Annotated in this window: 16 protein-coding genes; 9 read left to right on the top strand and 7 right to left on the bottom strand. The window is 71.2% G+C overall.

Features of this window, described 5'->3' with window-relative positions; genetic code table 11:
* Nucleotides 1-56 precede the first annotated feature (56 nt).
* Both ftsY and ACIBQX_RS15955 read left to right on the top strand, forming a co-directional pair.
* Nucleotides 57-1,232: a signal recognition particle-docking protein FtsY gene (gene ftsY / locus ACIBQX_RS15960; protein WP_397004926.1), complete on the top strand. Its 1,176-nt coding sequence runs from the start codon at nucleotides 57-59 to the stop codon at nucleotides 1,230-1,232.
* A gap of 312 nt (nucleotides 1,233-1,544) precedes the next feature.
* Entirely contained in the window at nucleotides 1,545-3,140 is a 1,596-nt protein-coding gene (locus ACIBQX_RS15955; protein WP_397004924.1) for a tetratricopeptide repeat protein, read from the top strand.
* A gap of 62 nt (nucleotides 3,141-3,202) precedes the next feature.
* Here the strand turns inward: ACIBQX_RS15955 and ACIBQX_RS15950 are convergent, their stop codons facing one another.
* Genes ACIBQX_RS15950 through ACIBQX_RS15940 form a run of 3 tightly spaced genes read right to left on the bottom strand, consistent with a single transcriptional unit; the run spans nucleotide 3,203 to nucleotide 6,086 of the window.
* Nucleotides 3,203-4,018, bottom strand: coding sequence for an ABC transporter ATP-binding protein (locus ACIBQX_RS15950; RefSeq protein WP_397004922.1), 816 nt, complete (start codon nucleotides 4,016-4,018; stop codon nucleotides 3,203-3,205).
* Nucleotides 4,015-5,055 (bottom strand): FecCD family ABC transporter permease, encoded by a 1,041-nt coding sequence (locus tag ACIBQX_RS15945; protein ID WP_397004920.1) that lies wholly within the window; start codon nucleotides 5,053-5,055, stop codon nucleotides 4,015-4,017. The genes ACIBQX_RS15950 and ACIBQX_RS15945 overlap by 4 nt, the downstream gene beginning before the upstream one ends.
* Complete coding sequence (locus ACIBQX_RS15940) at nucleotides 5,052-6,086, bottom strand: FecCD family ABC transporter permease (protein ID WP_397004918.1); 1,035 nt, start codon at nucleotides 6,084-6,086, stop codon at nucleotides 5,052-5,054. The genes ACIBQX_RS15945 and ACIBQX_RS15940 overlap by 4 nt, the downstream gene beginning before the upstream one ends.
* A gap of 100 nt (nucleotides 6,087-6,186) precedes the next feature.
* Between ACIBQX_RS15940 and ACIBQX_RS15935 the strand changes: the two genes are divergently transcribed.
* A complete protein-coding gene (locus ACIBQX_RS15935) occupies nucleotides 6,187-7,149 on the top strand; it encodes an ABC transporter substrate-binding protein (RefSeq protein ID WP_397004916.1) in 963 nt (320 codons plus the stop codon).
* A 13-nt stretch (nucleotides 7,150-7,162) separates the two neighbouring features.
* Here ACIBQX_RS15935 and ACIBQX_RS15930 read toward each other — a convergent pair whose 3' ends face one another.
* Entirely contained in the window at nucleotides 7,163-8,236 is a 1,074-nt protein-coding gene (locus ACIBQX_RS15930; protein WP_397004914.1) for a PLP-dependent cysteine synthase family protein, read from the bottom strand.
* Between the two features lie 244 nt (nucleotides 8,237-8,480).
* Between ACIBQX_RS15930 and ACIBQX_RS15925 the strand changes: the two genes are divergently transcribed.
* Complete coding sequence (locus ACIBQX_RS15925) at nucleotides 8,481-9,065, top strand: sigma-70 family RNA polymerase sigma factor (RefSeq protein WP_397004912.1); 585 nt, start codon at nucleotides 8,481-8,483, stop codon at nucleotides 9,063-9,065.
* A 6-nt stretch (nucleotides 9,066-9,071) separates the two neighbouring features.
* Here the strand turns inward: ACIBQX_RS15925 and ACIBQX_RS15920 are convergent, their stop codons facing one another.
* Nucleotides 9,072-10,001, bottom strand: coding sequence for an anti-sigma factor RsbA family regulatory protein (locus ACIBQX_RS15920; protein WP_397004910.1), 930 nt, complete (start codon nucleotides 9,999-10,001; stop codon nucleotides 9,072-9,074).
* Nucleotides 10,002-10,028: 27 nt separating this feature from the next.
* Nucleotides 10,029-10,862, bottom strand: coding sequence for an EamA family transporter (locus tag ACIBQX_RS15915; protein ID WP_397004908.1), 834 nt, complete (start codon nucleotides 10,860-10,862; stop codon nucleotides 10,029-10,031).
* Between the two features lie 82 nt (nucleotides 10,863-10,944).
* On the opposite strand from ACIBQX_RS15915, the gene ACIBQX_RS15910 reads away from it, so the two are divergent.
* From ACIBQX_RS15910 to ACIBQX_RS15890, 5 genes are all read left to right on the top strand, one after another.
* Nucleotides 10,945-11,520, top strand: a complete 576-nt coding sequence (locus ACIBQX_RS15910; protein WP_397004906.1) for a helix-turn-helix domain-containing protein — start codon at nucleotides 10,945-10,947, stop codon at nucleotides 11,518-11,520.
* A gap of 378 nt (nucleotides 11,521-11,898) precedes the next feature.
* A complete protein-coding gene (locus ACIBQX_RS15905; RefSeq protein WP_397004905.1) occupies nucleotides 11,899-12,234 on the top strand; it encodes a hypothetical protein in 336 nt (111 codons plus the stop codon).
* Nucleotides 12,235-12,255: 21 nt separating this feature from the next.
* Complete coding sequence (locus ACIBQX_RS15900; protein ID WP_397004904.1) at nucleotides 12,256-13,059, top strand: polysaccharide deacetylase family protein; 804 nt, start codon at nucleotides 12,256-12,258, stop codon at nucleotides 13,057-13,059.
* Between the two features lie 19 nt (nucleotides 13,060-13,078).
* Nucleotides 13,079-13,729: a DUF2461 domain-containing protein gene (locus tag ACIBQX_RS15895; RefSeq protein WP_397004903.1), complete on the top strand. Its 651-nt coding sequence runs from the start codon at nucleotides 13,079-13,081 to the stop codon at nucleotides 13,727-13,729.
* Nucleotides 13,730-13,769: 40 nt separating this feature from the next.
* Complete coding sequence (locus ACIBQX_RS15890; protein WP_397004902.1) at nucleotides 13,770-15,179, top strand: DUF2079 domain-containing protein; 1,410 nt, start codon at nucleotides 13,770-13,772, stop codon at nucleotides 15,177-15,179.
* On the opposite strand, the gene ACIBQX_RS15885 is transcribed toward ACIBQX_RS15890, so the two are convergent.
* Entirely contained in the window at nucleotides 15,167-17,689 is a 2,523-nt protein-coding gene (locus ACIBQX_RS15885) for a hypothetical protein (RefSeq protein WP_397004901.1), read from the bottom strand. The genes ACIBQX_RS15890 and ACIBQX_RS15885 overlap by 13 nt on opposite strands.
* Nucleotides 17,690-17,829 lie beyond the last annotated feature (140 nt).

Raw genomic sequence — 17,829 nt, 5'->3', positions numbered from 1 at the left:
GCGATCCGTGTGGCCTTGTGCGGAGTATGCCGGACGATCTGGAAAACTGACATCTTGTGGATGGTTACCTCGGCGTCATAGTGATCGTGGTCCTTGTCGCCCTCGTGGCGGCGGGGAGCCTGTTCCTGCTCTTCAGGCCCGGAGGCAAGGCCGCCCCGCCGGTCGAGCCCCCCGAGACGCTCCCGCTTCCGGAGGACATGGAGAAGCGGCCGGCGGGGGCCGGGGAGGGAGAGGGGGCCACCACCACGCTCCCGCCACCGCCTCCGGCGGCCGAGCCCGCCGTCGTGGTGCCGGAAGTGGAGGTGCCGCCGCCGTCCGCGGGCCGGATGGTGCGGCTGCGGTCCAGGCTGGCCAAGTCGCAGAGCGCGTTCGGCAGGGGGCTGCTGGAGCTGCTGTCGCGTGATCGGCTCGACGACGAGGTCTGGGACGAGATCGAGGAGAGCCTGATCACCGCCGATGTCGGGGTCGGGCCGACCCAGATCATGGTCGAGGAGCTGCGCACCAAGTCCAAGGTGCTCGGCAGCCGCTCGCCGCAGGAGGTGCGGGCGCTGCTGCGCGAGCAGCTCCTCATCCAGATCGATCCCGGTCTCGACCGTACGCTGCGGGTGGCCAAGCACGGCGAGCGGCCCGCGGTGGTGCTGGTCGTGGGCGTCAACGGCACCGGCAAGACGACGACCACCGGCAAGCTCGCCCGTTCGCTGATCGGCGACGGCAAGAAGGTCGTGCTCGGCGCGGCCGACACCTTCCGCGCGGCGGCGGCCGACCAGCTGCAGACCTGGGGTGACCGGGTGGGTGCCGACGTGGTGCGCGGCCCGGAGGGCGGTGACCCGGCGTCGGTGGCCTTCGACGCGACGGCCAGGGGCATCGAGGAGAAGGTCGACGTGGTGATCGTCGACACGGCGGGTCGGCTGCACACCAAGACCGGCCTGATGGACGAGCTCGGCAAGGTCAAGCGGGTCATCGAGAAGAAGGCGACCGTGGACGAGGTGCTCCTCGTCCTGGACGCCACGACGGGCCAGAACGGCATGCGCCAGGCTCAGGTGTTCGCCGAGGTGGTCAACATCACCGGCATCGCGCTGACCAAGCTCGACGGCACGGCCAAGGGCGGCATCGTCATCTCGGTCCAGCGTGAGCTGGGCGTCCCGGTGAAGCTCGTGGGGCTCGGCGAGGGGCCGGACGACCTGGCGCCCTTCGACGCCGAGGTGTTCGTGGACGCCATTCTTGGTGAGTGAAATGTTGACTTATTAGGAAATACTCCTTTTCGTTACTTGGCTTGTCGTCGAATCGATGTCGTGTTGACATTGAACGATCTGTCCAGATCGGAAAGGGCGAACATGAAGAAGGTCGTGGTTCATAAGCCGGGCACTGTGAAGTTGACCGGCGCGGCGACCCCCAAGCACGCCGCCTAGCACCCTCATGGCAGAGGGGCGGCGTCAGCGGTGGGGGCGCCGGCCCAGCCGTTGCCCGAGGGAGCGACGCTGAGACAGATCACACTGGACGCGCATCGCGCGCTGAACGGCCCATACACGCTGGCAGGCGCATTGGTGGGCACGCTTTTCGCGGAGGCGTCGCCGGAACTGGTGGCGGCGCACGACATCGAGATCAGAGCAGTGGCTCCCGCCCTGCGGCAGCGGGTCCCGGCCAGGCGCACGACGCTGGCCGACCGGGTGCCGCAGGAGGAGCGCATCCTCGTCCCCGCTCCCCTGCGTACGCTCAGGCTGGCCAACGGGCTGGCGGAGTTCGTACGCGATCACTTGGCCGTGGCGGGGCCGCTCGCGCTGCGAGCGCTCAACACCGGGCAGGCCGACCCGACCGACCTTGAGCTGCTGGCGGTCCTGGAGCGGCGCGTTCCGGCGCTCACGATCGTGCGTGAGCCGTCCGGGCCGCCGCGCCCGCCGCCCTCCTACGCGCCGGGCGCCGAGCTGGACCGCTTCCGCAACGAGGGTTTTCACCACGCGATGGCCGAGGCGGGCGCGGCGCTGCTGCCGACGCTGCGGGAGGACGGCGAGCCGTGGTGGACGCTGCTGCACCGCACGACCACCGCGCTGGCCGCCCTCGACCGGGAGGACGAGGCCCGCGACCTGCTCGACCACGCCCGCCAGGTGAGCGCCGACCCCAAGCACCTCGCCACCGCGGCCTACGCCACGGCGATGCTGCTGGTCAGGCATCACGACCAGGGCAGGCGTGACCCGGAGGAGGCGGCGGCCTGGATCGATCGGGCGGTGGCGCTGACCTCGCGGCTGCCCGACCGTGGCGAGCGGGCCTTCCACCTGAGCTTCGACCTGAACGGCAAGGCGCTCGTGGAGGTGCGCCGAGGGCGTCCCGAGGAGGCGAGGCGGCTGGTGCGCGCGGCGATCGAGCTGGCCGAACGCGATCTCGAACCCGGCCGTCATCCGGTGCACAAGCTGGTGCTGCGGGCCAACCGGGCGCAGCTCACGGCCATGCGGGGCGACCTGGAGGGCGCGCTGCCCGACCTGGACGCGGCGATCGCGGCCGACCCCGGCTACCCCGACTACTACCTCGACCGCGGCAACCTGCTGCACCGGCTCGGCCGGCCGGAGGAGGCCGTGGCCGACTACGAGACGGCCATGCGGGCAGGCCCGCCCTTCCCCGAGCCCTATTACAACCGCTCCGAGGTGCGGTACGCGCAGGGCGACCTGGCGGGGGCGCTCGCCGACCTGGACTACGCGATCGAGCTGGACCCCGGCTTCTCCGACGCCTACGTCAACCGCGCCGGGCTGCTGGTGGCGCTGGACGAGCTCGACCGGGCCAGGGTGGACGCCGAGCGCGATGCGGGCAACCCGTTCCTGCTCAGCGTGCTGGGCCAGATCGAGACGGCGCAGGGCAACCTGGTGGAGGCGCGTAAGGCGTACGACTCGGCGTTGGAGCGGGCTCCCTCGCTGGCCGTCGCCTGGGCGGGGCGGGGGGCGCTGGCGTTCGAGGAGGGCGACGCGCAGGCGTCGGTCTCCGACCTGACGCGGGCGATCGAGCTGGAGGACGGCGCTGAGGTGCGCTTCAACCGCGCCTACGCGCTGCGCGCGCTCGGCCTGACCGCTCAGGCCCGCGCGGACCTGCTGCGGGCGGCCGAGCTCGCCCCCGACGACGAGGATGTACGGCAGGCGCTGGCGGACCTGCCTTGACCACGGCGAGTCCGGCGGTCACGGCCTGCCGGGAAGCCGCCGGGGGCGCGGCTCCGGCGGAGTCACGGGCTCTTGATGAGGTGGTCCGGGGAGGGGCGGCGGTGGGGGCCGATCGGGATGACCAGCGGGGTGCCCGCCACCGGGTCCTCGATGACCTTGGCGTCCAGGTCGAACACCTCGCGCAGCAGGTCCTCGGTGAGGACCTCGTGCGGGGCGCCGGAGGCGATCACCCGGCCGTCGCGCATCGCCACCAGCCGGTCGGCGTAGCGGGCCGCCAGGTTGAGGTCGTGCAGGACCATCACGATGGTCCGGCCGGCCCGCTGGTGCAGGTGGCGGACGAGCTCCAGAACCTCCACCTGGTGGGCCAGGTCCAGGAACGTGGTCGGCTCGTCGAGCAGCAGCAAGTCGGTGCCCTGCGCCAAGGCCATGGAGAGCCAGGCGCGCTGCCGCTGACCGCCGGACAGCTCGTCCAGCGGACGCTCGGCCAGGTCGGCGAGGTCGGTCATGGCCAGTGCGTCGGCCACCGCCGCCTCGTCGTCGGAGGACCACTGGCGGTACCAGGTCTGGTGCGGGTGCCGGCCGCGCGCGACGAGGTCGGCCACGGTCAGTCCTTCGGGAGCGGTGGGGGCCTGGGGGAGCATGCCGAGGATCTTGGCCACGTCGCGGGTCGGGGTCCGGTCGATGCGTTTGCCGTCGAGCAGCACCTCGCCGCCCTGCGGTTTGAGCAGCCGGCCCAGCGCGCGCAGCAGCGTGGACTTGCCGCAGCCATTCGGGCCGATGATGGTGGTCACGGTGCCCGTCTCGATGCCGAGGTCGAGGCCGTCGACGATGGTGCGGTCCCCGTACCCGAGCTTGACGCTCGAGGCCTGGAGTCTCATTTCCTCGCCCTCCAGATGAGGTGGATCAGATATGGCGCGCCCAGTACGGCGGTGACGATGCCGACGGGCAGCTCCAGCGGGAACGCGGTGCGCGCGATCAGGTCGGCGCCGGTGGTGAGCACGGCCCCGGTGACGGCCGACGACAGCAGTGGCGGCTGCCCGGACCTGGCCAGCCTGAGCGCGATCTGCGGGGCGGCCAGCGCCACGAAGGCGATCGGCCCGGCCGAGGCGGTGGCCACGGCGGCGAGCAGCACGGCGGCGAGGATCATCAGCGTCCTGGACAGGTTCATCCGCACGCCGAGCGCGGTGACGGTGTCGTCGCCGTACCGCAGCGCGTCGAGCGAGCGGGTGCCGAGGAGCGTCAGGGGGAGGAGTACGGCGAGCGCCAGCGCCACCGGCTGGACGTGCTCCCATCCCCGGCCGTTCAGCGAGCCGCTGATCCACACCATGGCCCGGCTGGTGTCGTTGACGTCGCCGACGGTGAGCAGCCAGAACTTCACGTTCGTGAACACGGCGGTGACGCCGATGCCGACCAGGACCAGGCGGTAGCCGTCCAGCCCGCGCCGCCAGGCCAGGCCGTACACGACGACCGCGCCGATCAGGCCGCCGAGCAGGGAGAGCGCGGGGATGCCGAGGGTGGACAGCAGACCGCTGGCACCGCCGTACGCGCTGCCGCTGGCCACCACCCCGGCCACGACCAGGACCGAGGCGCCGTTGGTGACGCCGAGGATCTCGGGGCTGGCGAGCGGGTTGCGGGCGATGGACTGGATGATCGCGCCGGACAGCGCGAGGGCGGCGCCCACCAGCGCGCCGGTCAGCGCGCGGGGCAGGCGGAGCTCCATGACGACGAAGTGGGCGGCGCTGCTCGGGTCGAAGGTGGCGGCGATCACCTCCGGGACGCTCAGCTGGATGTCGCCGAGGCGCATGTTCAGCGCCATGAGGAGGCCGAGCAGCAGCGCGCCGCCGACCGTCACGCAGACGCCGCGCAGGCGCAGCCGCCAGGACAGGCCGGCGATCCGCAGGGGGATGGTCGTCACAGCCGCACCGGCTTCCTGCGGCGCACCAGCGCGATGAAGAAGGGGGCGCCGAGCAGCGCGAGCACCACGCCGACCTCCAGCTCTCCGGGCGGCGCGACGACGCGGCCGAGCACGTCGGCGACCAGCAGCAGGACGGCGCCGACCAGGCCGGAGTAGGGCAGCAGCCAGCGGTGGTCGGTGCCCGACAGCGGGCGGACCAGGTGGGGGACGATGAGGCCGATGAACGCCAGCGCCCCGCAGGCGGCCACCGAGGCGCCCGACAGCAGCGTGACGGCGGTCACCCCGACGGCGCGGGTCATGGCGATGTTCTGGCCGAGGCCCCGGGCGACGTCCTCGCCCAGGGACAGCGCGTTCAGGGCGGGCGCGTTGACCATGGCGAGAAGCAGGCCGGCCACGATGAACGGCAGCACCTGCCAGACCACGTCGGAGCCCCGGGCGGCGATCGAGCCCGCCTGCCAGAACCGGAAGACGTCCATCGCCTGCTCGTCCAGCAGCACCAGGGCGGAGGTCAGGGCGTACAGCAGGGCGCTGACGGCGGTGCCGGCCAGGGCGAGCGTCACCGGGGTGGGGCCGCCTCTGCCGCCGGTCATGCCGAGCGCGAACACGGCGACGCTGGCGACCAGGGCTCCGGCCAGGCCGAACCAGATGTAGGCGAGCACGCCGGAGGCGCCGAGCAGGATGATCGAGGACACCATCGCGAAGGCCGCGCCCTGCGTGACGCCGAGCAGGCCGGGGTCGGCGAGCGGGTTGCGGGTGTGGCCCTGCATGAGCGCGCCGGCCACGCCCAGCGCCAGCCCGGCCAGCACGCCGAGCACGGTCCGGGGGACGCGCAGCGAGCGGATGATGATGTCGTGCTCGGTGCCGGACGGGGCGGTGAGCGCGTGCCAGGCGTCGCTCAGGGGCACCGGCTTCGAGCCGAGCGTGATGCTCAGCACCACGGCGAACAGCACACCGGCGAGCATCACGAGGAGGACGAGGAGCCGCCGGTGCCGGATGCCGGGCAGGCTCGGCGCCACGGCGGTCGAACTCACCGATCCCCCTAAGAATTTGCCCGAACCTGGTGAAGTATGCCAGCTTAGGCACGGCTAACCTAATTTAGGGTTGCCTTACTTGATCGTTAAGAGGGATTCGATGAGATCGTTGCGTGCGCTGGTGGGCGCCCTGCTGGTCGCCGGGCTCGCCGCCTGCGGCTCGACTGAACCGGCCGCTACCGAGACGCCGGCGGAGGCGTTCCGCACCGTCAAGCACGCGATGGGCGAGACCGTGATCCCGGCCCAGCCGAAGCGGGTCGTCGCGCTGGACCAGAGCTTCGTGGACGCGGTGCTGACGCTGGAGACGCCGGTGGTCGGCTACACGACCTACCGCTCGATCGACTCCACGCTCCCCGACTACCTGGGTCCGGTCGCGACGGAGTACGGCAAGGAGGCGACCGTGGTGGGCACCCTGGAGCAGCCCAGCCTGGAGAAGGTGATGGCACTCAAGCCGGACCTGATCGTCTCGGCCAAGGTCCGCCACGAGGCCCTCTACGACAAGCTGTCCAAGATCGCCCCCACGGTCTTCAGCGAGACGACCGGCGCCATCTGGAAGGACAACGTCCGCCTCGTGGGCCAGGCCCTGGGCAAGGAGGAGCTCGCCGAGACCAAGATCAAGGCGTACGAGGACCGCGCCGGCCAGATCGGCACGGCGATCAAGGAGAAGGAGGGCGAGCTGCCCACGATCTCCGTCGTCCGCTTCGCCGGTGAGGACACCGTCCGGCTGTACGTGGAGAACTCCTACTCCGGCATCGTCATGAAGGACGTGGGCTTCCCCCGGCCCGAGGGCCAGCCGACCGAGAAGGACGCCATCGCGGTCGACATCAGCCAGGAGCGCATCGCCGAGCTGGACGCCGACCGCATCTTCGTCGCCACCTACCCGGACCCCGCCTCCGACGGGCCCAAGGACAAGTTCCTGAAGAACCCGCTGTGGGGCAAGCTCAAGGGCGACCAGCACGAGGTCAGCGACCTGACCTGGATGAGCGCGGTGGGCATCCAGGGCGCGCACGCGATGCTGGACGATCTGGCGAAGCTGTTCGAGGTCGACCCCGCCAAGGCCTGATCCCCGAGACGCGTCAGAGCGGCAGGAACGCCCGCAGCTCCTCCAGGTGCGGCTCGATGTGCAGGCCCTGGGCGCTGAGCCAGGCGGGGTCGCCGTAGGTCCCCCGGTAGCGGTCGCCGCTGTCGCAGATGAGGGTGACGACGCTGCCCCGCAGGCCGGCCTGGCGCATCTCCTTGATGAGCTCCACGCACGCCGCGACATTGGTGCCGGTGGAGCCGCCGACGTCGCGGCCGGTGACCTCGCGCACCCAGTGCATGGCGGCGATCGAGCGGGCGTCCGGCACCGCGATCATCCGGTCGATCACCGACGGCTGGAACGAGGGCTCGACGCGCGGGCGGCCGATGCCCTCGATGCGGGAGCCGGGGGCCGTGGTCGCGACGTCGCCGGACACCCAGCCCGGGTAGAAGGCCGAGCCCTCCGGGTCGACCACCGCCAGGCGGGTGGCATGGCGGCGGTAGCGGATGTAGCGGCCGATCGTCGAGGAGGTGCCGCCGGTGCCGGCGCCCACCACGATCCAGGCCGGCTCCGGGTGCGGCTCCATGGACATCTGGGCGTAGATCGACTCGGCGATGTTGTTGTTGCCGCGCCAGTCGGTGGCCCGCTCGGCGTAGGTGAACTGGTCCATGAAGTGGCCGCCCGTCTCGGCGGCCAGTCGGCGCGACTCCTCGTAGATCATGCCGGGGTCGGTCACCAGGTGGGACTTGCCGCCGTGGAACTCGATCAGGTGGATCTTCTCCGGCGAGGTCGTGGCGGGCATGACGGCGATGAAGGGCAGGCCGAGCAGCCGGGCGAAGTAGGCCTCGCTGACCGCGGTCGAGCCGCTGGAGGCCTCCACGATCGTGGTCGTCGGCCCGATCCAGCCGTTCGCCAGGCCGTACAGGAAGAGAGAGCGAGCGAGACGGTGTTTGAGTGAACCGGTGGGGTGGACCGACTCGTCTTTCAGGTAGAGGTTTACCCCCCAACTTGAGGGAAGCGGAAAGACGTGCAGGTGAGTATCACAACTACGGTTGGCGTCGGCCTCCACCTTGCGGATGGCCTCCGCCACCCACAGGCGCGTCCCCGCGTCGTGCCGGTCCACGAAGTTCATGCTTCAAAGCTATCTCATGTGACGCTGACCACATTTTGTACAGATGTGGGGAGTGAGTGTTACGATAATGAGATCGTCCGGCCGTTGGCGTGATGACGCACGCCGCGAGCACGTGGACTGTTCACCTCTCTGACCAGCGCATGAAGCCTAACGCGGCCCTTACACCCGGGCTGCGACCATGGAACCGCGGTCAGGCGGCTGGGGCCGTACGGGGGATAGCGCAAGGGGGAATGATTTGATCACTATGACCGAAGAACAGCGTCAGGACTGGTTCGAGCGCGACGTCGTGCCCGTGACATCGCAGCTGTTCGCTTCCGCCATGCGCCTGACCCGTAACACCGCCGACGCCGAGGACCTGGTCCAGGAGACCGTGGCCAAGGCGTACACCTCCTATCACCAGTTCCGTGAGGGCACCAACCTCAAGGCGTGGCTGCACCGCATCCTCACCAACAACTTCATCAACGACTACCGCAAGAAGCAGCGTTCTCCCAAACTGTCCGCTGCCGAGGACATCGAGGACTGGCAGCTGCACGCCGCCGAGTCCCACAGCTCGACCGGGCTGCGCTCCGCCGAGAACGAGGCGCTCGACCGGCTGCCCGACAGCGTGGTGATGAACGCGCTGCGCTCGCTGCCCGAGGACTTCCGCCTGGCGGTCTACCTCGCGGACGTCGAGGGCTTCGCCTACAAGGAGATCGCCGACCGCATGGGCACGCCCATCGGCACCGTGATGTCCAGGCTCCACCGGGGTCGCCGCCAGCTGCGCGGCATGCTGGAGGCGTACGTCCGCGAGGAGGGCAGCGTCCGCCTGCCGGCCTCCAGCGCGGCCTAGAGCCACCTAGCGCAACCTCATGTGCAACCGGACGCGCACCATCCCGTCCTGTGACCGAAGCTCCACCAGATCGCAGAGCTGACGACTGATCCAGAGCCCGTATCCCCGCAGGGATTCGGGCTCTGGTGGTACGTAGCCGGGTAAGGGGTCCTCCAGGGGGCCGCCCGAGTCGCTGATCTCGCAGACCACGCCCGTGCCGCTCGTCCACATCCTGACCTGCCCGTGCCCGGCGCCGTGCTCGATGCTGTTGGCGGCGATCTCCGACACGCTCAGCACGAGTGAGGCCGCCAGGTCGCCGGTCATCCCGGCGGAGTGGGCGTACCCGGCCACCGTGTCCCTGAGCTCCTTGAGCGACCGGGCGGTGAACCGGGTCGTCCGCACCTCGCCCGTGGGCTCGGGCAGCGGGGTCCGGTCGCCGTTCAGCACCAGCCGGTCCGGGCGGACGAAGTGCGGGCTCGGCAGCCGGCCGGTCTCCCCGTACAGCAGGGGATGGGTCATCCGCGCGTGGCGCAGCGCGATCTCGGGGGCCGTGCGCACGTCGTAGAAGCAGAGCGCGGTGGCGTGCACGCCGGCCAGCGCGGTGTTGATCACCGACTCGTAGCGGATCCACTCGCGGGTCTCGATCTCGCTCCGGCCCGCCCAGAGGGGCTCGCCCACCAGCAGGGTGCGCCGCCCCTGGGCGTAGTCGTGGCAGGTGGCCAGGGTGCGTTGCGGGTGGGCGTACCAGGACTCGGGGTCGCGCTCGTCGACGCGGTCGTGGTCGTCGCCGAGCGCCTCGGCGAGCAGGCCCCGCAGGGCGGCACGGGCCACCACCAGCACCTGCCTGCGGTCGGCCAGCGCCCGCCGGATCCGGGGGACGGCCAGATTCCGGAAGCCCTCATCGGAGCCGTAGGGAACTGCCACGTGCTCCAGCGGCTCGCCTGAATCGGGGCGCACGGGCGAAACGTAGCAAGCGCTTGTACGCTACGCAACGGCAATCAGCGCGACCGCACCCAACGCGCATGCGACACCCGTCACCTGGATCGCGTGCAGTCGCTCCCCGAGCACCTGCCTGGCCAGCAGCAGCGTGCTCGCCGGGTAGAGCGAGACCAGCACCACCACCAGACTCAGCAGGCCCTGCTGCTTGGCCAGCAGATAGAGCACGTTGGCCACCATGTCGAGCACGCCCGCGGCGAGGATGATGGGCATCGACCCGGCGCTCGGCCTGAGCGCGCGCCGCGTCGCCAGGGCGAGCCCGACCACGAGCATGATCGACGACACCCGCGCGCCCACCAGCGGCCAGAGGCCGGCCCCGTCAGGGGCGATGTCCAGCAGGATGAAGAAGCCGCCGAACCCGGCGCCCGCCGCCAGCGCGGTGACCACCGAGCCCTTCGAACCGCCTCCGCCCGTCGTGCGGTCCTGGCTGACCAGCAGCACCGAGCCCAGCGCCAGCACCACCCCGGCCAGGGCCAAGGGCGCCGGGCGCTCTCCCCGGGCCAGGCCGTACATGACCGGAAGGGCGGCGGAGGTGACGGCGGTGGTGGGCGCGACCACCGACATGACGCCGCGCGCGAGCGCCCGGTAGAACAGGACCAGCCCGGCGGCGCCGGACAGGCCCGCGCCGAGCCCCCAGGCGAGCGCGCCGCCGCTGAACAGGCCGGGCAGCGCCGGCAGCAGGACCAGGATGAGCGCCAGCCCGGCGAGCTGCGAGAGCGCGACGACGGCGAGCACCCGGGATCGCCGGGTGGCGAGGCCGCCGAAGAAGTCGGCCGTGCCGTACACCACCGCGCAGGCGGTCGCCAGGATCACTGCGGTCACGTGTCCTCGTTTCTCGGTTAGTTCACTCTGTTGCCCTAGTAGTACAACATATAGTGCAAATCTGTTCCACTAGACTGCACTGGTGCAAGATCCGGAGACGATCACGCAGGCCGTCGCGACCAACGTCCGGGCCCAGCGCACGCACCGCGGCCTGACGCTCGACGCGCTGGCCGCCAGGTCCGGAGTGAGCCGGGGCATGCTGGTCCAGGTCGAGCAGGGCAGGACCAACCCGAGCGTGACCACCCTCACCCGGATCGCCTCGGCGCTCGGCGTGACCGTGGCGCGGCTGGTCGAGGTGTCCGACGTGCCGATGGTCAGGGTCGTCGACAAGGCGGACGTGGTCATGTTCGACCAGGGCGACGTGCGGGCCAGGCTGCTCGTCGGGGCTGACTCGCCGATGATCCTGGAGCTGTGGGACTGGCGGCTCGCGCCGGGCGAGCACCACGACGGCGACCCCCACCCCGCGGGCACCCGCGAGATGCTCACCGTGCTCGCCGGTGAGCTGACCCTCACGGTCCATGGCAGGGCCCATGTCATCGGGGTCGACGACGCGGTCCTCTTCACCGCCGACCGGGCGCACCGCTACGCCAGCACAGGGCAGCAGGAGCTCAGATTCGTGATGGTCGTCGCCGAACCGCGCGAGGTGGCCGACCAATAGTGCCGAACGGGCACCACATCACCTTCCGAGGTTTCATGATTACCTAAGGTCCGCAGAAAGCTCCGGCCTTCATAGGTTGCTCGGCGTTGTTGGTCGATGTATGCCGTGTCGGTATGCGTCTGGCGCGGCCATGGGTCAGTCGTTAGCATGTTCGGGTTCACCGAATGTGTGCGATCTATTGCACAGGGTTAGCGGTCGTGAAGAAGGGGTGTTCGGCGGTCCCGACCCTGGTACCGCCCGAACCTCCACCGCGCATGCGGCGTAGAAGCAGCAGTGAACACCCCGCCGTGAGAAGGGGAGAACCCCGCCATGCATGGCGGGGAGAAGTCAAATAATGTCCTTGACGGTTGAGGCCCGTGGGTGGGTACACCCTCAGGTGTGCGACGCATCGTCGGCAGGGGGTGGCGGGTGAGTGAGTCCCGCGCGGCGACGGAGAAGCTCCAGGTGGAGCTGCAGGCTCTGGGGGTGACCAGCGCCTACGAGCTCGGGGATGGCGCGACCCTGTCGGTGTGGATCGGATTGGTCGTGCGTTACCGGGACGGCTTCTACCGATGGCACGAAGGTGCGGTGCAACGCCGCCATCTCGGCACGGATCCGGCCGGATGTGCCACAAGAGTGGCGCGTCGTTACACAGAGTTGCAGGCGGATATCCCATCATGGTGGGACGACCTGGCCAAGGAGCTGCGGGGGGATCGGGTCCAGGACTATCCGTGACCCCGCGTGCGTGGGGGCGACATGCGGGTGTGGGTGGTGTCGCCGGCGTTGCTGGCGCTGGCGGGCTGCGCCGCCGGAGGTTTCACGTACGTCGAGTCGGCGCCCCCGCGGCCGGCCCCGGACCCTGAGACGCTGGCCAAGCGGCTCGAAGCCATGCAGCCCGACTGGCCGGAGCCGCGCCGCCTGGACTGCGACAGGACCGGCTGCGTGGCGCTGACCTTCGACGACGGTCCCGGCCGGCACACGGGCCGGCTGCTGGACGTCCTGCGCGCTCGCGAGGTCAAGGCGACCTTCTTCGTCGTGGGCGAGATGGTCGCCGCCGGCCGGGGCGCCGAGCGGGTGCGCCAGATGGTGGCGGACGGCCACGAGCTGGGCAACCACAGCTGGAGCCACCGGCAGCTCACCACCCTGCCGAAGCACCGGATCAGGCGTCAGCTGCGGCGCACCGACCAGGTGGTGAGAGCGCTGACCGGGGTCCGGATGCGGCTCATGCGCCCGCCGTACGGGTCCACCGACCGCCGCGTCGCCGCGCTGACCCGCCGCCGGGGGCAGGCGCAGATCCTGTGGAACGTCGACACTTTCGACTGGCGCGACCGGGTGCCCGCCGTCGTCGCCCGGCGGGGGGCGAAGGCCGAGCCGGGCTCCATCGTGCTCATGCACGACATCCACCGCACCACGGTCAAGGCCATCCCCGACCTGCTCGACCGGCTCACCCGCAAGGGGTACGCCTTCGCCACCGTCAGTGAGCTGTACGGCCGGTGGCCCGAACCCGGCAAGAAGTATGAGGACGACATCAGGGCGCCCCTGGCCGAGGATCGTCGGTGACGCGTGGCACCCTTACGACATGGGTTTCACCGGCATCCCCGACGACGCGTTCGTCTTCTACGAAGGTCTTGAGGCGGACAACTCCAAGACCTACTTCACCCGGCACAAGCACCTTTACGAAGAGGCGGTGCGGGCCCCGATGCTGGCCCTGACCGAGGAGCTGGCCGCCGAGTTCGGCCAGGCCCAGCTCTTCAGGCCCTACCGCGACGTCCGCTTCGCCAAGGACAAGTCGCCCTACAAGACCCACCAGGGCGCCTTCGTCGAGCGGATGCCCGGCATCGGCCTCTACGTCGAGGTGAGCGCGGCCGGCCTCTACACCGCGGGCGGCGTCTATTCGCAGGCCGCCGACCAGGTGGCCCGCTATCGGGCGGCCGTCGACGAGGACCTGTCCGGCAAACCGCTCGAAGCGATCGTCGCCGCGCTCCGCGCCGTCGGCCACGAGGTCTCCGGTGACCGGCTCAAGACCCGGCCACGCGGTGTCCCCGACGACCATCCCCGCCTCGACCTGCTGCGCCACCGCTCCCTCCACGCGGGCAGCCGCTTCGAGCCGGAGTCCTGGGTGCACACCCCGGAGGTCGCCGACCGGGTGCGCGACAGCTGGCGCGACTACGCCCCGCTGATCGAGTGGCTCTGCGCGCACGTCAGGGGAAGCGAGCTGCCCCGCCGCTGAGCAATGTGCGCTATGCCGGGATTGTTGGGACTCTTGGGGCGTGAGTCGAGAGCGGGCGGTCCTCGCGGTCGTGGTGTGCGTGTCGGCGATCGCCTACGGCGCGCTGTCGCTGCTGCGATTAGCCGACTTCGAGGCGAGCGCCTACGATCTGGTGATCTTCGATCAGGCCGTACGGTCCTATTCGCACTTCGACCTGCCCGTCGCCATCGTCAAGGGCGTGCACAACGACTTCGGCCCCGGCTTCACGGTGCTCGGCGATCACTGGTCGCCGATCCTGGCCCTCCTGGCGCCGCTCTACTGGGTCTACGACGGGCCGCAGACGCTGCTGGTGGCCCAGGCGGTCCTGCTGGCGGTGGCCGCGATCCCGCTGTGGGTCTTCGCCAGGAGGGCGCTCGGCGCCGGCGTCGCGCACGTCACGGCCATCGCCTACAGCCTGTCCTGGCCGGTGGTGGAGGCGGTGGCGTTCGACTTCCACGAGGTCGCCTTCGTGCCGCTGCTCAGCGCCGTGCTCCTCGAACGGTGGCAGGCCGGCGGCCGGCTCGGCGTCGGACTGGCCACGTTCGGCCTGCTGTGCGTCAAGGAGGACATGGGGCTGCTGGTCGCCGGGTTCGGGCTGGTCCTGCTCACCCGGCACGGCCGGCGGCTCATGGGCGGGGCGTTCGTGGCGGGCGGCCTGGCCTCCACCTGGCTGGCGTCCCAGGTGCTCATCCCGGCCTTCGGCGGCCGGTCCGACTACTACTGGGCCTACGGGGCCATCGGGCCGGACCCGGCGTCCGCCGCGCGCAACGCGCTGGCCGACCCGGTCGCGGTCGTCGCCCAGCTCGGCACGCCGCCGGTCAAGCTGGTCACGCTGGGCCTGCTGCTCGGCCTCACCCTGCTGGCCGCCCTGCTGTCCCCGCTCGTCCTCATGGCCGTGCCGCTGCTCGCGGAGCGGATGCTGGCCAGCTCCTTCCCCAACTGGTGGGTGCCTGATCACCACTACAACGCCTTCGTCGTCGTGGTGATCCTCGCGGCGGGCGTCGACGGCGTCCGCCGCTTCCGTACGGGCTCCGAGCGGGCGGTGCGCTGGTGGGCGGCCGGCGTGCTGGCCTTCGCCATGGCCACCGTGCCGTTCTTCTCCCTGTCGGCCCTCGCCGACCCCGGCCTCTACGGCCACGACCGGCGCGAACGGGCGGCGGCGGCAGCCGTGGCGGTGGTGCCGGACGGGGCGCTGGTGGAGGCGGCCAACAACCTCGCCCCGGCGCTGTCCGGCCGGAGCACGGTGCTGCTGTGGGATCGGACACCCCGCTGGGCGCCCTGGGTGGTGGCCGACATCGGCCGCAAGACGTTCCCCTTCCAGAGCCTGGCCGAGCAGCGGGCGCGGGTCGACGCCCTCCAGGGCCAGGGATACGGGATCAGGTTCGCCGGTGACGACTTCGTCGTCCTCGCGCGGGGGCCTCAGGGCCGCTGAGAGGACCCCCGATCGCCCTTGAGTATCCGGTCCACCGTCTGCCCCGCGGCCGACGTGGCGACCGTGGTGGAGGCGGCGATGACCACGGCCAGCATGGGCGTCGCCAGGCTCCGCAGACTGCGCAGGCTGCGTACCCGGGCCCACGGCTCCCCGGCCAGGTGCATGATGCGCCACTCCCAGAAGAGGCCCAGGCCGATCGAGACCAGCGCCGCCTCGCCCACCACGATGGCCACCACCTGCACCTTGACGTGCGCGCCCAGGTCCGGCTCGACCAGCGTCGACACGTAGCCGGACAGCTCGGTGGCCAGCGCCGCCACCATGAGGTGCAGCGCCTTGGTCATGGGCTGGGTGCCCCGGACACGCGGGTAGAAGTAGCCGAACAGGAAGCCGAAGGCGGGCAGCGCGATCAGGGACCGCGCCTCGAACATGAAACTGCTCAGGTCCACCCCGGTGGGCAGCCCGTACACGTACAGGAACGGCAGGCTGAGCAGCACGCTGACGACGAACGCGTGCACCCCGTTGCGCCAGGGCGTGCAGCCCGCCGCCGTGGCGAACGCCGTCTCCGGACGGCCGCCGTGCCGCCGCAGCGCCTCCTCCAGCTCGTGCCGCTGACCGTCGAAGTCGGCCACAGCAAGCTCACCCTGGCCGATCTTGCCCCGTCCGGCGCGATAGAGCTCCTGCTCCGAGACGAGCAGCAACCTTCTGTGCAGGGCGGCCCGGACGAGCTCGCGGTGCTCCTCCTGATCGCCGGGCTCGACCATCGCCGGGTGCGGGCGGTCCAGCAGCCACAGGGCCGTCGCCCAGGCCACGATCGAGGTGATCGACAGCATCGGCAGTGGCACGTCGATGTCGGCCAGGATGGCGCTGCCCGTGGGCGTCAGGTAGACCACCATCAAGCAGATGATCATCGTCGACTCGGCGGCGGAGCCGTGCGTCTCGTCCCGCTCGGAGCCGAGCCGCCTGAGCCGCAGCACCAGCAGCAGGAAGCCGAGCAGCAGCAGGCCCAGCACGCCGCGCACGAGCGGGGTGAGCTCCAGCTCGCCGATCGCCGGCATCTCCTGGCCCGGCACGGGCCGGCTCCACGACCCGGCGTCCAACCAGTCCGTGGGCCAGCCCTGCACCAGCAGGCTGACGAGCACGGCGACCACGGTCGCGCCGCGCGTCCACTGCTTGGTGGTCACCGCCACGGCCGCGACCGGGGTCAGCGCCCACCCGAACGCCAGCATCAGCCGGACGCTGTCAGGAGGGTACGCCCCGGTCAGCAACGCCTTGACCCACAGCGCCAGCGCCAGCAGCCCGATCGCCGACCCGGCCGCCAGCGCGGCCAGCCGCACCGCCACGACCCGGACCCTGAGGTCCACGCTGAACGCCACCGCCGACCCCGCCGCGGCGACCGTCGCCACCGCGCCGCCGAGCAGCAGCGTCCGGGCGGGGAGCTGGCCGTACAGAAAGGACCACGTCAGCATGCCCAGGGCCACCAGCACGCCCACGCCCGTCGCCACGAGCACGTCGTGCGCCGTCCAGCCGGGGCCGGTCGGCAGCAGCCTGCTCGCGTGCCGCAGCATCAGCGCGGGCACGGCGCCGAACAGCATCACGTACGCGAGCAGCTCCGAGTCCCCGGCGACGATCGAGACCAGTAGCGCGGGAGCGGTCAGCGCGAGCCCGGCGACCAGCTCGCGGTTGGGCGGCCGCCGCCACCAGCGCGTGCCCAGCGCACGCAGCACGAACACGACCAGCACCAGGGCGGTGAGCACGTCGAGCGCGGTCGTCCAGGAGAAGTCGTCCTCCTTGGGCACGTCCGGGAACCCGTGGGAGTCCTGCGCCAGCGTCACGCTCGCCGGCTCCGGCCCCACGGTGAACTCCAGCCGCTCCCGCTCCTCCCGGTCAGGCTCGATCGACACCGCCCTCAGCACGGTCCACTCGCCCGGCAGCAGCGTCACCCGCCGGTCGGCGATCAGCGGGGGTCTGGCCGTGGGCGCGTTGAAGTCGATCCTGAGCAGGTCGCCCGGCTCGACCTGCCGGAGCAGGTTGATCGTGAACCGTGCCGTCGTCCGGCCCGCCGAGGTGGTGAGCACGGGGGGCAGCCGGATGGCCGGAGCCAGCGTGGCGCCGTCCACCTTGACCGCGCCGAACCCATGATCGGTGAAGGCCCGGATCTGCTGCGGGAACCGGTCACCCTCCCGCAGCGCCGCGGCGAGACCGTCGGTCTCGGCCATCCCCAGCCGGTGCACGATCGTCACCCGCACCTGCAGCTGCTCCTCGTCCAGCCGCCCGTCAGGCACGGGGCCGAGGTCGGCCGGGCGGGCTCTGGCCAGCGTCACCTCCGTGGTGGCCTCCCGGCCGTGCTCCACCGTGGCGCGCGCGCCGGACCGATCCCAGGGCCGGGTCTCCGCCGGCGGGGCCGGGGCGGCGGGCAGGGGCACGGGCCGGGCCGCCACGGCGCACCAGGCGATGGCCGCCGCCGACACGACAGCCAGCGCGAACGCCAGGACAGTCCGCAGCTTGCCCATACTCTTGATGGTCCATGGGGTTGCCCGGATCCGCCATGGCGGAGCGTGACCGAGCGATGACAGACAGGTAAAACTTCGCCGCTGACAGCGAAAGGTCCCCCGCGCGACCCAGGGTCGAGCGAGGGACCTTTTACCAGAGC

This window comes from Nonomuraea sp. NPDC049714 (assembly GCF_044465295.1).
Taxonomy (GTDB): Bacteria; Actinomycetota; Actinomycetes; order Streptosporangiales; family Streptosporangiaceae; genus Nonomuraea.
The sequence above is the reverse complement of the archived record's forward strand: the minus strand, read 5'-3'. Positions and strand labels throughout refer to the sequence as shown.

What these genes read in the sequence shown, in the direction of transcription:
- ACIBQX_RS15925 (WP_397004912.1), top strand. Translation starts at nt 8,481, where the DNA reads ATGACCGAAGAACAGCGTCAGGACTGGTTCGAGCGCGACGTCGTGCCC.
- ACIBQX_RS15895 (WP_397004903.1), top strand. Translation starts at nt 13,079, where the DNA reads ATGGGTTTCACCGGCATCCCCGACGACGCGTTCGTCTTCTACGAAGGT.
- ACIBQX_RS15935 (WP_397004916.1), top strand. Translation starts at nt 6,187, where the DNA reads ATGAGATCGTTGCGTGCGCTGGTGGGCGCCCTGCTGGTCGCCGGGCTC.
- ACIBQX_RS15900 (WP_397004904.1), top strand. Translation starts at nt 12,256, where the DNA reads ATGCGGGTGTGGGTGGTGTCGCCGGCGTTGCTGGCGCTGGCGGGCTGC.
- ACIBQX_RS15885 (WP_397004901.1), bottom strand. Translation starts at nt 17,689, where the DNA reads ATGGGCAAGCTGCGGACTGTCCTGGCGTTCGCGCTGGCTGTCGTGTCG.
- ACIBQX_RS15930 (WP_397004914.1), bottom strand. Translation starts at nt 8,236, where the DNA reads ATGAACTTCGTGGACCGGCACGACGCGGGGACGCGCCTGTGGGTGGCG.
- ACIBQX_RS15950 (WP_397004922.1), bottom strand. Translation starts at nt 4,018, where the DNA reads ATGAGACTCCAGGCCTCGAGCGTCAAGCTCGGGTACGGGGACCGCACC.